The organism is Alcanivorax sp. IL2 (genome assembly GCF_047495475.1).
Classification (GTDB): Bacteria; Pseudomonadota; Gammaproteobacteria; order Pseudomonadales; family Alcanivoracaceae; genus Alcanivorax.
The window spans coordinates 2,766,626-2,781,662 of sequence record NZ_CP179932.1 but is presented as its reverse complement, the minus strand read 5'-3'; the positions used below and the strand labels follow the sequence as shown (position 1 = coordinate 2,781,662).

Here is a 15,037-nt window from a genome sequence, read left to right as displayed (position 1 = left end):
AACGGGCTGGTATTGGTCTATTCCTCCGGTATAGAGTGAATCGAGGCCGCTGGCCCCTTGCCGGCGCGCCCGAACGGACGCCGGAGGATTCGATGCAGGATGACGTCGCGCAGCGCCAGGCCTTGTTACAGGCCCAGCTTGAAGCGCTGGCTACCGCCCACGTCGGGGTTGAACATCAGCCCCTGTTCCGCAGTTTCATGGCGGCTTATTTTGAAATGAGCAGCCAGGCGGCGCTCACCGCCCGTACCCCCGAGCAGCTTTTTCACATCGCCCAGCAACACTGGATGATGGCCTTCCAGCGCCACCCTGAAGAAACCCTGATTCATTTGAAGCCACCCACCCGCCCAGGTGGGCTGGCGGCGCTGCGAACGGTGACCGATGACGTGCCATTTCTGGTGGATTCGATCGCCATGGCAGTACGAGATGCAGGGACGGCCATCGACTGGACCATTCATCCAGTGATCCAGGTGCTTCGTGATACTCATGGGCACATGACCCGGGTGGTCGGCGTTGGCGATGGCGAGAATCCGGCGGAATCCCTGGTCTATGTAGAATTCGAACCCCTGGCCAGCGACGAGGCCTATGAGCATCTTCAGGAATCCCTGGAGCAGGTGCTGGGTGAATTGCGTCTGGTGGTGCAGGATTTCCCGGCCATGCTGGATAACCTGGAAGCCACGCAGAAAAATCTCTCTGCGGATTTTCCCGGTCGTGACCAGGAAGAGCTTGCCGAGGCCCGGGCCTTTATTGACTGGTTGTCACTGGACCATTTTACCTTTCTGGGCTATGCCCGCTCGCGGGCAGAGCCTGTGGATGATGGCATCAAGCTTTCCCTGGATCATGATGCCGGGCTCGGCCTGGCCCGGCCCGGCAGCCGTTATGCCAACGCGGAAGAATTTATTGCTCCCCACGACGAGATGGCCAAGTACATTGCCCATGGTCGTCTGGTGGTGGTGACCAAGGCCAACGCCCGTTCGCCGATCCACCATCCCCATTACATGGATGTGGTATCGGTAAAACGGTTGGCCGAGGACGGCACCGTTGAGGGGACCGATCGTTACATCGGCTTGTTCTCGCTGGATGCCTATATCAATCGCCCCCGGGACATTCCGTTGATCCGTCGCAAGGTCAATTATGTGTTGGATCGCTCCCGTCTGCCCGAACGGTCCCACTCTGGCAAACATCTGCGCGACATCATCTATCAGTTACCCAGAGACGAACTGTTCCAGTGCAGTGAAGAGGAGCTCTATAGCATTTGCATGGGGATCCGTGCCCTGCGGGACCGTCACCACCTCAGTCTGTTCATGCGACGAGATCGTTACGGGCGGTTCTATTCCTGCATGGTTTATCTGAGCCGGGAGCGTTATTCCCGGGAACTGCGTGATCATGTCACCGCCGAGTTGAAGCAGCTCTGCAATGGCAGTTCGGTGGAACGCACGGTGGATTTTCTGCGTGAGGGGCTGGCACGGATTCATTGCATTATCCGCATTCCCCAGGGGACCCATCTGGCCATGTCACAGGCCCAGGTGGAAGAACGCTTGTTGGCAGTCACCCGCACCTGGGCTGATCAGCTTCGCGACATCCTGCGTCAGGAGGGTGAGCATGGCGAAGAGGGTGCCGCGCTGGCGCAGCGCTTTGGCGACGCTTTCCCGTTGGGCTATCAGGAAAGCACTGACCCGATGGAAGCCGCGGCGGATATTCACTACCTGGCGCAATTGAATGACCGCCAGCCGGTGCTGCCCTCGCTATCCATCAATAGCGGCGACGGGGCTGCCTGCCCCACCAGCCTGCGTCTCTATAGCCAGAACAAACCGATTGGCCTGTCAGATGTGCTGCCCGCACTGGAAAATTTCGGTCTGCGAGTGGTGAGACAGGAGCCTACTCAGGTCATGCCTCGTGATGGTGGGGCCCTGTGGGTGCAGGTGTTCGATGTGCAGGTGCATGGCGACTGCGCGCTGGGGCCGGTGCAGCAGAAGCGCTTTTTTGAGGAGGCGTTTCTGGAATGCTGGCACGGCAACACGGAAAACGACGGCCTTAACCGGTTGGTACTGTTGGCCGGTCTCAATTCCCGGCAGATCGTCTGTTTGCGGACGCTGACCAAGTACCTGGTACAGACCGGTTTGCCCTATTCGCAGAACTATATGGAACAGTTGCTGGCGGACCATGCCAGCATTGCCCGTTCCCTGGTGCAGCTGTTTGAAACCCGTTTTGACCCCGCAATCAGCGACGAGCGCCGCAAAAACGAGGGCATCAAGCTGGCCCAGACCCTGGATCACCAGCTGGACCAGGTGGCCTCGCTGGATGCAGATCGGGTGTTACGTGCCTTTCTCAGTGTGGTGCGGGCCGGCTTGCGTACCAATTTCTACCAACCGGATGCGGCCGGCCACGACAAGTCCTACGTGAGCCTGAAGCTGGACCCGAGTCAGGTATCGGAACTGCCGCCGCCGCTGCCCATGTATGAAACCTTCGTCTATTCACCCCAGATGGAGGGTATTCACCTGCGTGGTGGTCCGGTGGCCAGAGGCGGGCTGCGCTGGTCTGACCGGCGTGAGGATTTTCGTACCGAGGTGTTGGGCCTGGTGAAGGCGCAGATGGTGAAGAACGCCATTATCGTGCCGGTGGGTGCCAAGGGCGGCTTTGTGCTCAAACGGGGCACCCCGGCGGACCGGGACGCCTGGCAGAAGCAGGGTGTCACCTGCTACAAGGAATTTATTCGCGGGCTGCTGGATATCACCGATAACCGGGTCGCAGATCAGGTGGTGCCGCCGGCTGCCGTGGTCCGCCATGATGGCGATGATCCCTATTTGGTGGTGGCCGCTGACAAGGGCACCGCCACCTTTTCTGATATCGCCAATGGCCTGGCCGAAGAATACGGTTTCTGGCTGGGTGATGCTTTTGCCTCTGGCGGCAGCGCCGGCTACGACCACAAAAAGATGGGCATTACTGCCCGCGGTGCCTGGGAAAGCGTCAAGCGTCACTTCCGGGAAGCGGGCAAGGATATCCAGACAACGCCCTTTACCGTGGTGGGCATCGGCGATATGGGCGGCGATGTGTTCGGCAACGGCATGCTGTTGTCTGAACAGATCAAGCTGGTGGCGGCCTTCAACCACATGCACATCTTCATTGATCCGGACCCGGACCCGGAGACCACCTTTGTCGAACGTCAGCGGCTATTTAACACGCGTGGTACCACCTGGGAGGATTTCGATGCGTCGCTGATTTCCGACGGTGGCGGGGTCTGGTCGCGCAGTGCCAAAAGCATCACCCTCAGTGAGCAGGCCTGCGACGCTCTGGGTATTGAGCAACGCACCCTGACACCGGCGGAGTTGATCACCGCCATCCTCAAGGCACCGGTGGAGCTGCTCTGGAACGGGGGGATCGGCACCTACGTAAAAGGGAACAACGAAAGTCCGGCACAGGTGGGCGACCGGGCGAATGATGCCATCCGCATCAATGGTCGCGACCTGCGTTGTCAGGTGGTGGGCGAGGGCGGCAACCTGGGGCTGACCCAGTTGGGGCGGATCGAGTACGCGCTGAACGGCGGCTGTATCAACACCGATGCCATCGACAATTCCGGTGGCGTGCACAGCTCAGACCGGGAAGTGAACATCAAGATTCCACTCAACCAGCGGCTGCGTGATGGTCGCCTGGACCGGGAAACCCGTGACCCGCTACTGGAGCGGATGACCGATGACGTGGCAACGGCCGTGCTGCGCGATAACTATGTGCAATGTCTGGCCCTGAGCCTGCTGGAATTCAATGCCGCCAGCCGTCTCGACGAACACGCCAACCACTTGCGCACCCTGGAACGCCAGGGCTCGCTGACACGCTCGGTGGAATACCTGCCGGATGATGAAGGGCTCAGCGAGCGACGCACCCGTGGCAAGGGGCTGACCCGGCCGGAACTGTCGGTGTTGTTGTCCTACACCAAGAACGCTCTGTTTGATGCCATGCTGGCCACGGATGTGCCGGACGACCCCTTCTTTGATCAGGACGTACTCAACTACTTTCCGAGCGAGTTGGTGGAATCCTTCCGAGAGGATCTATTGGCCCATGGTTTGCGCAGGGAGCTGATTGCCACTGTGCTGTCCAACGCGGTGGTCAATCGCATGGGCTTTTCCTTTGTTCACCGTTATGCCGATGAGCATGGTCTGTCCTTGCACCGTATCGTCAAGGCCTATGCCATGGCCCATGCGGTATTCGATGGGGACCTTTACTGGGCACCGGTGGATGGCCTGGATGGCAAGGTGGACAGCCAGGTTCAGCTGCGCCTCTATGGTCGTGTCATCGGCCTGATGAAGCACGTCACCACCTGGCTGATTCATTACAAGTGGGGCCGCCGCCCGGTGGCGGAAGCGGTCAACCGTTATCGCCAGTCCATCGGTGAGCTGGAAGCCATGCTGCCGGATATCCTGCCGGGCAGTTACCGCCAGGAATGGGACCAGGCCGTGGCCGGCATGGGCGACGATGGCGTGCCGGAAAAAGAAGCTCGCCTGCTGGCCAACACCATGGTGCTGGGCAGTGCGCCGGACGTGATCGAGCTGGCCTCCCAGGCCCAGGTGCCGCTGAAACTGGCGGCGGAGGTCTACTTCCTGGTGGGCGATCGCCTGCAGATCCTCTGGCTGTTGTCCGCCATCATCGACCTGAGCGTACAGGGTCGCTGGCAGGCCCTGGCTCGCGCCAACCTGCGCGAAGACTCTTATCGCCTGCATCGCCAGGTGGCTGCCAAGGTGCTGGAACAGGAGGGCGACAATGCCGCCGCTCGCTTTGCTGCCTGGGAAGAAAAATCCAAGCGCAAGGTCGCCTTCGGCATTCACCGGCTGCAAACCCTGCAGGCCGACAGCCCCCATGATTTCATGACCCTGGCAGTGGGGGTGCGTGAGTTGCGCAAGCTGCGGAGTTTGTAGGGGGCGCAGGCACCACCTCCCCCGTTGGAGCCTTGCTCGCAAGGCGAAAGGGTTGCCCGTTTCGCCAAGTGCTGGCAGTAAATCGCCGCCATTCGCCTTGCAAGCAAGGCTCCAACGGATTGGCTGGGCAAGGTTGGTTAAAAAGTATTGAGTCCGGGCTCTTCTCGATATACTGTACAAAAAGACAGTATTCGACAGGAGCCATTATGCCTGCTGTGAACCGGGGTACCCTCAGCCAGATACCGGGGCGCTTTGCCGCCAGCCATAGCGATATGGATGATGCGCCGGTGAACCGGCCCACCCGCTATCACCATGAACAGGCGAAAAGCCTGATCATGACCAACCGCAGCCCGGACCTGCCCTTCGAGCAGAGCATCAACCCTTACCGGGGTTGCGAGCATGGCTGCATCTACTGCTATGCGCGCCCCAATCATGCCTATGTGGATCTGTCGCCGGGGCAGGATTTCGAGAGCGAAATCTTCTGCAAGGACAATGCGGCGGAGGTGCTTCGCGACAGCCTGCGCAAGCCTTCTTACCGCTGCCGCCCCATTGTGTTGGGCACGGTGACAGATCCTTACCAGCCCATTGAAAGAGAGCGTCGTATCACCCGCGAATTGCTGCAGGTGCTGGTGGATTGCCAGCATCCCTTCAGCCTGATCACCAAGAGTACCCTGGTACTGCGCGATCTTGACCTGATTGCGCCCATGGCGCGCCAGGGCAGAGCGTCGGTGGCGGTGTCCGTGACCACACTGGATAACCGTCTCAAAGGCGAGCTGGAGCCACGGGCCAGTGGTGGCCGTGAGCGTATCAAGGTGATTCGTGAGCTGAGCCGGGCCGGGGTGCCAGTGACTGCTCTGGTGGCGCCGGTCATTCCCTTCATCAACGACCATGAGCTGGAAGATATTGTCGAGCAGGTGGCCCAGGCCGGTGCTCAGCAGGCGGGTTATGTGGTGTTGCGATTGCCCCATGAAGTGGGGCCGCTGTGGGAGGAATGGTTGCACGAGCATTACCCGGAGCGGGCGGAGAAGGTGATGTCGGTGATGCGGGATCTCCATGGTGGTGCCGTCTATGACAGCCGCTGGCACCAGCGACAAAGCGGGCAGGGGGCCTGGGCGCATTTGCTGCGCCAGCGTTTTGCATCTGCTTGCAAAGCGGCCGGACTGCTTGCCCAGGAAGAGCAATCTCTGGATTGCAGTGGCTTTGTGCCGCCAGGCCCCCATGGTCAGCTCAACCTGTGGGGCGTGGCAGAAGGCATGGCCTGAAGCGATGGCGCTGTTGGAGCTTTGCTCGCAAAGTGAAGATTCCCGTGAAAGCCAAGGCTCTCCAGAGGTAGTGATAAGGCGCACTTCAGTTAAGTGACCAGTGGTTATTTACAGGGGCGGGCCTTTCCTCTAAATTAGTGACCAATGGTTACTTAATGGAGAGAAAGCATGCAAGCGGTCGTTATCACTGGCGCCAGCGCCGGTATTGGTAAGGAATTTGCCCGGCAGTTGGCGGTGGAAGGGAAAAACCTGGTTCTGGTGGCCCGACGGCTGGATCGCCTTGAGGCCCTGGCTGGCGAGTTGCGTGAGCGACACGGTATTGAGGTCGCCTGTATCGCCTCGGATCTGGCACAGCCTGACGCCTCGGCCGAGCTGGTAACGGCACTGGAACAACAGCAGATCGGAGTGACTGGCCTGATCAACAATGCAGGTTTTGGTGACCGAGGTCAGTTTGCGGATCTGGATCTGCAGCGCCAGCTGGATATGGTGCAGGTGAATGTCACCGCTCTGGTGGATCTGACCTGGCGCCTGGTGCCGGCGCTCAAGCAGGCAAAGGAGGCGTTTGTGATCAATGTGGCGTCTTCAGCGGCCTTCCAGGCTGGCCCGAACATGACTATTTATTACGCCACCAAGGCGTTTGTCTTGTCGTTTTCTGAAGGCCTGCACGAAGAGCTGAAAGGTAACGGAATCGCGGTCAGCGCTCTGTGCCCCGGTGCGACCGATTCAGAATTTGCCAGCGAAGCCCACATGACCGATACCTTGTTGTTCAAGGCCGGCACCATGACGACCGAGGCGGTGGTGAAAAAATCCCTGGCAGGGCGCCGACGCGCCATTGTGATTCCCGGCCTGAAAAATTTGTTGCTGGTGTGGATGGGCAAGTTCTCGCCCCGTATGATTACCCGCCGCATGGCAGGCATGCTGCAGGCGTAATCTGCGCTGGCATGCCCTGTGCACTCTAGGCGTCGCAGCATTGTAGGGTGGATTAGCCGAAGGCGTAATCCACCACCCTCCTGCGATCCGGACGTCTGACGTGGTGAATGAGGTGGATTACGCCTTCGGCTAATCCACCCTACGGTCATGACTGGGTGATATTTTGGGTGGGAAATCATGCTTGCATGATGAGACTCCGGCACTGATTCCTGATTCAAACAGAGGTTCCCTATGGCCGAATGTGTTTTTCAGCGTGCCCGCTCACCGGAGCAGAAGGCCGAACGGCGCGCCCAGATTCTTGCGGCGGCGGCAACCTTCTTTGAGCAGGAGCGTTTTGAAGCCATCAGTCTTGCCTCCATTGCTCGCAGGGCCGGCGTCACCAAGGCAGCGTTGTATCGTTACTTCCCTTCCAAGGAAGCGCTGTTTCTTGGCTTGTACCTGGATGAACTGGAACGGGTAAGCCATGCGCCGGTGGATGACAGTTTGCCACTGTGGCAGGCCTTGTCGGAGATGCTGGTGCCGCGCCCATTGTTTTGCCGGCTTACAGCGATCCTCCACTCGGTGCTGGAACAGAATCTGGATGAGGCGGCGGCCCTGGCGTTCAAACAGTCCCTGCTAGCGCATTTCGCGCAATTGGCTCAGCGTCTGCAGCAGGCCTATGGTCTGTCCGGCGATAAGGCGGCCACTTATCTGATGCAGGTACAGCAAACCTTGATTGGCTGCTGGGCTGTCAGTCATCCGGCACCGGTGGTTGAAAAGGTGCTGGATGCCCCCGGGCTGGATCTTTTTCGGGTGGATTTCCAAGCGGCGTTGCAGGCTCAGCTCAAGGCGCTGGAGATGGCGCTGTGATGGATTTGCTGTGGAACCGGGCCGAGCAGCCTGTGGCGCTGTTGGTGCTGGCCCACGGCGCCGGCGCGCCCATGGACAGTGACTTCATGAACGCCATGGCGGAGGCCGTGGCCGATCAGGGAATCTCCGTAGTCCGGTTCGAGTTTCCCTATATGGCGCGTCGTCGCCAGGAACAGCGCAAGTTCCCACCCAATCGCGCCCCGCAGTTGCTGGCGCACTTCCGGGACGTTCTGGCGGCATTACCGGACGACAACCTGCCGATCTGGATCGGTGGCAAGTCCATGGGCGGGCGCATGGCATCACTGCTCGCAGCGCAAGCTGACTGCCCACCTATCCATGGCGTGGTGGCGTTGGGTTATCCGTTTCACCCACCGGGAAAACCGGAGAAAACCCGCACTGAGCATCTGCCACATCTGGCTGTCCCCATGCTGATTTGCCAGGGTGAACGTGACCCCTTCGGCAAGCCGCAGGAGGTGACGAATTATGGTTTGCCGCAAGCCATCTCTTTACACTGGCTGCCCCATGGGGATCATGATTTTCGACCACTAAAGCGCAGTGGTCTTGAGCAGACCGATTTGATTGGCGACGCTGCTGTCAGGGCAGCATGGTTCATCAGGGAAATAAGAGAGGCACAATGACGTGTCGGTAGGGAAGGGAAAGGGAGTGACATGGAAGCCTGTAATTATCACCTGAAGAAGCCAGGGAGCTGGCATTGCTCCGGGTGCAGCAAACGGTTTTGTGGGCAGTGTGTGCCCGGTGGAGAAGAGAATTTTCGTCCTGGTCTGCCGCGCTGTGTGTTGTGCAGCCAACAACTGGACTGGCAGGGCGATGGTGAGCCTGGAACGCCATTCTGGCAGCGCTCCGGGGAAATCCTGCAATACCCGCTCAAGCCGCCGGCGTTATGGCTGATTCTGTCTCTGGGCATTGCCAGTGTGCTGCCTCTGGGGCTGCTTACGGGCCTGTTGTTATTGTTTCTGGCTCTCACCCTGTTTGTTTATTCGCTGGTAGTGATCGCGGAGGTCGCCGGCAATGACTGGGTGCCGCCATCCCCGATGGATGTGATGTCCGAGGGCGGCCTGCTGGTCAAGCAGATCGTCCTGTTGATTACCTTGTTTACGGTGCCCCTGTTGCTGGTGTCAACGTCCATGGTTCTGGCTATGGGGCTGCTGGCCCTGGCTGCACTGGTGTTGCCGGCGGCGGTGATGATTCTTGCAGTGAGTCGATCTCTGCGCATGGCGTTGAACCCGTTGCGCTGGTTGCAGCTGGTGGTCACTGTCGGGCTGTCCTATCTGCTTTTGTGGTTTGCCGTTATGGCGGTGACGGCGGCTCCGTCGTTACTGCAAACCCAGAGTGATTTTCAATTGTTGGTATTTCTGGGCACGGCGTTCTCGGTTTATACGACGATTGTTGCCTCTGCCATGATGGGCGCCATGCTCAATGAAAAAGCTCGCGAACTGGGGCTGGCAGAAGATGAACCCCGGGGGCGTTCTCTGGCCGCTGATGATTTTGATGTGGCAGAAGCGCTGGGTTCTGCCCACATCTATGCTCAGGAAGGGCGTTTTGATGATGCGCTGGGCGTGGTGAATCGTGGCCTCAATACCGCCCCAATGCACCAGGAACTGAACTGGCGCCGGCTGCGTCTGTTGCGCTTGCTGGAAAAGGACAAACCCTGGCAGGCGCATCTTGCTCGTTTTCTTCGCCAGCAATTTGCCAGTGGCAACGATGGGTCCGCTGTGCAGATCTGGCTGGAAGCCCAGCAGCAACAGCCTGGATTTCGCTTTGATGAAGAGGGAAGTTTGACGCTGTCGTTAGCGCAGGCACTGTACCAAAGAGGGCGATTGAAAGAAGCTCGGCATTTATTGGTAAACCTGCATCAACGGGCACCAGGATTCCCGTTGTTGGGTGAGGCCTACGTGCTGCTGGCGCGACTTTATATGGAGCTGGACGGGGATTTGATCCGATCCGGCAAGTTGTTGGCCTTTGTAGAAAAGCATTTTCCTGATCAATTTCAGAGTCAGGAATCCTGCGAAGCCAGGCAAGTGTTCCAGCGTCTTAAAGACGCTGGCTAAGCCTCTCAAGGCGGGGATGTTGCCACTGTTTCTTTTCCAGATCCTGCACGATCTCGCGCACCCGTTTGCGACGCTGTTGGCGCCAGGCCAGCTCGCCCAGCAGTAGTTGATGGGCGGGGGGCAGGGTGCGGATATCTCCGCCGAGCCGTTCGTATTCCTGCCATAGCAATCCCAGCAGGGCGTCGCTGTCCTGCCGTTGGCTCAAGGTTTTTAGCGCTTCTTTCATGGCCGCATCCAGCTGTTTGCGGCGCAGGCCCATCTGCAGGAAGAAAAACCATAAGGGGCGGCTTTTCGGGTGGTTGGCAAGCCATTGACGGCAACGGGACTGGGCATCATCAAAGCGTAATTGTTCGGCCAGTTGCTGGCATATTGCAGGCACCTGAGTGTCGTCCCCGTCAGTGTCGTGCTGAGAGTCTTTCTGCTGGTTCGGTTGCCCGGTGAAAGGAAGCAGGAACGCCAGAGCCAGCCCGGTCAGCAGGCCGCCGGCGTGGGCCATATAGGCGACGTTGCTGTTCATGGTCGCCGCCTGTATCAGCTCCCAGCCCAGCCATACCGGAAACAGCACCAGTGCCGGTGCCCGGAAACTGCCGAAGAAAAACCCCAGCGTGTAAAAAAACTCCAGCTTGCGCAGACGGAATGTGCCGGCAAACAATCCCATCAGGCCGGAAATGGCGCCGGATGCCCCCACCAGTGGAATGCCGCTGTCCGGAGCGGATGCGATAAACAGCAGGCCGGCGCCTATGCCGCAAAGCAGATAAGCAGGCAGGAAACGCCGGGCCCCCCAATGCCGTTCCATGGCAATGCCAAACATGATCAGGAACAGCATGTTACCGAGAAGATGAAACCAGTCACCATGCATGAACTGGGAGCTGAGCAGGGTAGCCAGGCCCGGGTCATTGGGAATCAGCCCCCAGCGAATAGTCGATTGCTGATGGAGCCAGGCTTCAAGGTCGTTGCGAAGCTGGCGCCAACGGTTGGCAGGGGGGTGTTGCTGCCAGTACTGGTGAACATGCAGGGTAAAGGCCTGATCGTACCAGCCGTAGGCCATCATGAAATCCGCGCCCTTGTTGTTCATGGCCACGGCATCGGCATAGGTCCTGCTGTCCTGCCGTGATAGCCACTGAAGAAGCAAATCCACTTCATAGTCCGCCAGCAGATCGGCCTGTTCTGGCGTCAGCGGGTGGTCTCTTTGCAGATCCTGGTGAGTGGTCCAGGCATAGACGACGATATTGATCAGGATCAGCAGAATGCAGACCCAGGGCGTAGTGCGGCGCGCTTCCTTGTCACCGACAGGTACGATAAGCATGTGGTTCCCCCTTTTCGGCGACAGTGTAGCGTCATCCTTGCCAGCGGGGGAGGGCTGTCAGAGCTCCGCGGGTCCAGAACCACAGAAGCCGCGCCCAAACGGGTGGACGCGGCTTCATAGCGTGACGCGAGCATGGGACTGGCTGGCGAACTGTTAACTATTCACTGTTAACTGCTTTTACCAGGCTTCTCACTGATCCACAGATTGATCGTGCCTTCCACTACCACGGTGCCATCATCGCGCATGGCTTTGACGGTGACCGGCAGGTTGCCGGGTTTCCAGTCTTCCGGATTGGCTTCGGCGGTGGCAGTAATATCGCTGGTGGCCTTGGCGGTGTAGTTCACATCCATGCCTTTGGGAATCCAGCGCAGGTGCTTGGGCACAGAGGATTCCGCCATGGCGCCCATGGCACATTCCAGGGCGTTGCAGATGGCGATCACATGCACTGTCTGGATGTGGTTTTCCACGCCTTTACGTTTCTTGAACTTTACCTCACAAAAATTGGGGCGAAGTTCGCTGATGATCGGGGTAATAGTGGCGAAGTAGGGGGCTTTGCGGCTGAACACCATGGAAAACAGCTTGCGGCCAGCGGGCAGCTTCAGGGCTTTTTCGTACATGTTCAGAAGGTAGTTGTCGCTCATGGCAGGACTCCTGTGCAAGATGCGCCCATTTTCCATAGCCGCCATGGCGACGCAATGGGTTTGGGGCGCCAGTGGGGCGCGCAACTGCTACCATGGCGTCAAAATCGGAGCGTCTTGATAGGGAGACAGATGTGAAGGTGTTACAGGCCTGGAAAAGCAGTAGCTGGAAAGTGAAAACCCTGATTATTCTGGCTAGCCTTTATCTGCTTTACGCCTTGCTCGGCTTTTTCCTGGCGCCGGGACTGGTCCGGGATAATGCCAGCCAGGCACTGGCGGATCTGACCGGTCGGCAAGTCACCATTGATGAGGTGAAGATCAATCCTCTGGTGCTGAGTGCCACGGTGAATGGTTTCTCCATCAAGGATGACCAGACCGAGGTGTTGCTCGGATTCAATCAGCTGTATGTGAATTTCCAGTTGTCTTCCCTGTTCCGCTGGAGCTGGCATTTTGATGAAGTCATGCTCGATGCCTTGACGGTGCGTGCCCAGCGCAATCCCGGTAATACCTTCAGCTTTGATGATGTGCTGACACATATCCAGGAACAGCTTGCCCAGACGCCGGAAGAGGAAGCCCCGGAGCCGGAGCAAGAAGAGCCTGGCTTGCCGGCCATTTCCATTGCCAACCTCAGCCTTACCGGGGGGGATTTGCGTTTTACCGAGGCCACCGGTGACGAGCCTGAGAACCTGGTGTTGCCGCTGGCCTTCACGGTGAGCAATTTTTCTACCAAGGGCAAAGGCGAAAACAGCAATGACTACGCGATCCGCCTTGAAGGGCCGGACGGTGGCGTGCTGGATTGGCAGGGCCATTTTGAGTTCGCCCCCTTCATTGCCCTCGGCCATTTGGATGTGGAAAAGGTAGACCTTGTTTCGCTGGCGAAGCTGCTCAAGAACGAAGTCCGCTTTACCGTGCCGTCCGGCGAACTGGATGTGGAAACCGCCTATCATTTTGTTGCGCAGCCGCAACCGAAGGTAGTACTCAGCAATGGGCAGGTGATATTACGGCAGCTTCAGCTGCTCAAGCCCGGTGAAGATGTCCCCAGCGTGTCATTGCCGACAGTGCGTGTTGAAGGCGTGGCGCTGGACTCCCTGGCTCAGGAAGTGAAAATCCCCAAGGTGACCGTCACTGAGCCCGCTCTGGGCGCGGTGCTGGATGAACAGGGCATCGACCTGGCAACGCTCTTTCTGCCGGCGGATCGGCAAGCCGCTGAAGAACGGGTGGAAGAGGTAAAGGAAAAAGCCGAGCAGGCGGCCCAGAAAGTGCAGGAAGGCAAGGCTGACTGGATCGTGCGCCTGGATACCCTGCAAGTGGACGGCAGTGGACTGCGCTTTACCGACCGCACCCTGCAACCCGCGCAGACCCTGACCCTATCGGACGGTCAACTGACCCTGAAAAACCTGATCATCGGTGAGCCTGCTACCTTCACCTGGCAAGGCAGCAGCAAGATCCAGCAGAGCGGCACCCTGACACATTCCGGGGAAGGCAATCTGACACCCTTCAGCCTTGATGCACAGGCAGCCTTACAAGGATTGCCGTTGGTTCCCTTCTCGCCCTGGCTGGAGCGCGAGGTGCCACTGGTTCTGGCCGACGGGGTTTTGTCTGTGGATAGCAGCGCCAGTGTGAAAGGTGAGAACTCGGCGGTAACCGTCAGCGCCAATGCGTCCCTGGAAAATTTCAGTTTGCTGGAGAACGGCGAGTCCCTGCTCAAGATCAACCAGGGCAGTGTGACCGATCTGTCCTTGGCCACTGCCGGGCAGACGGTACGCATTGGTGAAATCGGCCTTACCGGTATGGATATGGCCAATCGGGTGGATGCCCAAGGCCGGGATGTGGCCACGCGGATTCAGGCGGGGATGGCTTCCGGTGATGCCAGCGGTAGCGGCAGTGATACGAGCCAGGGTGAGCAGGGTGAATCCTGGCAGGTGACGGTGGATCGAGTCCGTCTTATCGGCAGCCAGATCCGCCATGAGGACCTGTCGCTCAGTCCTAATTTCCGCATTGGCCTTTATGAGCTTTCCGGAAACCTGCGCAATCTGGATACCCGCCCGGGTAGAAAGGCCACCATGGACCTGAATGCCCAGGTGGATCGCTATGCGCCGTTCAGCATCAAGGGCGCGCTCACGGCAGAGCCTCTGTTTACTGACTTGAACGTTTCCCTGAAGAATTACGAAATGACTGGCCTGACGCCCTATACGGGGCAATACCTGGGTTACAAGGTGGAAAAGGGCCAGCTCGGTGTGAACTCGGGCGTGTCCATCGACAACAACCGGCTTAGCAGCAGCACGGATATTCTTGCCGATGAATTCTACCTGGGTGAGAAGGTGCCCAGTGATACGGCGGTGAACGCGCCGGTGAAACTTGGGCTGTCGGTGCTGCGTAACCGTTCGGGGCAGATTACCCTGCCGGTCAGCATGGACGGTGATCTGAATGATCCGAGCTTCAGCGTTGGTGGCATGGTTCTCAAGGTGTTGAGCAACGTTGTGGTCAAGGCGGCGACGGCGCCGTTTTCTGTGTTGTCGGCGCTGGCGGGCGGTAAGAACCTGGAGAGTATCGCTTTTGAGCCAGGGCTGGCAGCAACCGGTCAGGACACCGCTTCTTCCCTGGACGCGCTTGCCAAGGTACTCAATGAACGCCCGGAACTGCGTGTGGGCCTGATCGGCACTACCAACGCTGAGGATCGCACCGCCCTGGCCGCGCAGGCCATCGGCCGTGAGGTGGCAGATGAGGACTGGCAGGGTATTGATGATGCCTTGCAGGAAAAGAAGTGGCGCCGAAAATTGATTCGCCGCTATGAATCCAGCACTGATCGGGATGTGGAAAGCCTGGTCAGCAGCGCGCTTCCCGAGGATGACGAGCAACGCGAAACGCTACTGGCGAAGGCTGCGTGGGAGAGCATGCTGGCAACCGACGCCAAGGCCCTGGACCGGGCACAGCTCACAGAGCTGGCACGTCTACGAGGCGAGAATGCCAAGGCGCTGCTGGTGCAGACATTGGGTATTGAGCAGAACCGCATATTCCTGAACGAAACCAACGTCGATGGCAAAGTGGCTGGCCTGACTCTGACCCTGGAAAAATAAGT

At 58.9% G+C, this 15,037-nt stretch carries 9 protein-coding genes; 7 read left to right on the top strand and 2 right to left on the bottom strand.

The features are described from left to right. The first annotated feature begins 92 nt into the window (after positions 1–92). From ACMG4N_RS12880 to ACMG4N_RS12855, 6 genes are all read left to right on the top strand, one after another. Positions 93–4,904, top strand: coding sequence for an NAD-glutamate dehydrogenase (locus tag ACMG4N_RS12880; RefSeq protein WP_414431962.1), 4,812 nt, complete (start codon positions 93–95; stop codon positions 4,902–4,904). Positions 4,905–5,110: 206 nt separating this feature from the next. After that, positions 5,111–6,166, top strand: coding sequence for a PA0069 family radical SAM protein (locus tag ACMG4N_RS12875; RefSeq protein WP_414431960.1), 1,056 nt, complete (start codon positions 5,111–5,113; stop codon positions 6,164–6,166). Positions 6,167–6,334: 168 nt separating this feature from the next. Further along, complete coding sequence (locus tag ACMG4N_RS12870) at positions 6,335–7,096, top strand: SDR family NAD(P)-dependent oxidoreductase (protein ID WP_297769195.1); 762 nt, start codon at positions 6,335–6,337, stop codon at positions 7,094–7,096. 231 nt (positions 7,097–7,327) lie between these two features. Then, positions 7,328–7,945 (top strand): TetR/AcrR family transcriptional regulator, encoded by a 618-nt coding sequence (locus ACMG4N_RS12865; RefSeq protein WP_414431958.1) that lies wholly within the window; start codon positions 7,328–7,330, stop codon positions 7,943–7,945. After that, on the top strand, positions 7,945–8,583 hold the full coding sequence (locus ACMG4N_RS12860) for an alpha/beta fold hydrolase (protein WP_297769450.1): 639 nt from the start codon (positions 7,945–7,947) through the stop codon (positions 8,581–8,583). The genes ACMG4N_RS12865 and ACMG4N_RS12860 overlap by 1 nt, the downstream gene beginning before the upstream one ends. Before the next feature lie 30 nt (positions 8,584–8,613). Continuing rightward, positions 8,614–10,014, top strand: a complete 1,401-nt coding sequence (locus ACMG4N_RS12855; protein ID WP_414431956.1) for a tetratricopeptide repeat protein — start codon at positions 8,614–8,616, stop codon at positions 10,012–10,014. Here the strand turns inward: ACMG4N_RS12855 and ACMG4N_RS12850 are convergent. Both ACMG4N_RS12850 and ACMG4N_RS12845 read right to left on the bottom strand, forming a co-directional pair. Next, positions 9,998–11,320 (bottom strand): rhomboid family intramembrane serine protease, encoded by a 1,323-nt coding sequence (locus tag ACMG4N_RS12850; protein WP_414431955.1) that lies wholly within the window; start codon positions 11,318–11,320, stop codon positions 9,998–10,000. The two genes, ACMG4N_RS12855 and ACMG4N_RS12850, sit on opposite strands and share 17 nt — an antisense overlap. A gap of 167 nt (positions 11,321–11,487) precedes the next feature. Further along, on the bottom strand, positions 11,488–11,961 hold the full coding sequence (locus ACMG4N_RS12845; protein WP_297769208.1) for a hotdog fold domain-containing protein: 474 nt from the start codon (positions 11,959–11,961) through the stop codon (positions 11,488–11,490). A gap of 131 nt (positions 11,962–12,092) precedes the next feature. Here ACMG4N_RS12845 and ACMG4N_RS12840 point away from each other — a divergent pair, with 131 nt between their 5' ends. Beyond that, positions 12,093–15,035, top strand: coding sequence for a DUF748 domain-containing protein (locus ACMG4N_RS12840; protein ID WP_414431954.1), 2,943 nt, complete (start codon positions 12,093–12,095; stop codon positions 15,033–15,035). The last annotated feature ends 2 nt before the right edge of the window (positions 15,036–15,037 follow it).

Excerpts from the sequence above, each read along its gene's own strand:
- ACMG4N_RS12880 (WP_414431962.1), top strand. The coding sequence starts at position 93 with ATGCAGGATGACGTCGCGCAGCGCCAGGCCTTGTTACAGGCCCAGCTT.
- ACMG4N_RS12875 (WP_414431960.1), top strand. The coding sequence starts at position 5,111 with ATGCCTGCTGTGAACCGGGGTACCCTCAGCCAGATACCGGGGCGCTTT.
- ACMG4N_RS12870 (WP_297769195.1), top strand. The coding sequence starts at position 6,335 with ATGCAAGCGGTCGTTATCACTGGCGCCAGCGCCGGTATTGGTAAGGAA.
- ACMG4N_RS12865 (WP_414431958.1), top strand. The coding sequence starts at position 7,328 with ATGGCCGAATGTGTTTTTCAGCGTGCCCGCTCACCGGAGCAGAAGGCC.
- ACMG4N_RS12860 (WP_297769450.1), top strand. The coding sequence starts at position 7,945 with ATGGATTTGCTGTGGAACCGGGCCGAGCAGCCTGTGGCGCTGTTGGTG.
- ACMG4N_RS12855 (WP_414431956.1), top strand. The coding sequence starts at position 8,614 with ATGGAAGCCTGTAATTATCACCTGAAGAAGCCAGGGAGCTGGCATTGC.
- ACMG4N_RS12850 (WP_414431955.1), bottom strand. The coding sequence starts at position 11,320 with ATGCTTATCGTACCTGTCGGTGACAAGGAAGCGCGCCGCACTACGCCC.
- ACMG4N_RS12845 (WP_297769208.1), bottom strand. The coding sequence starts at position 11,961 with ATGAGCGACAACTACCTTCTGAACATGTACGAAAAAGCCCTGAAGCTG.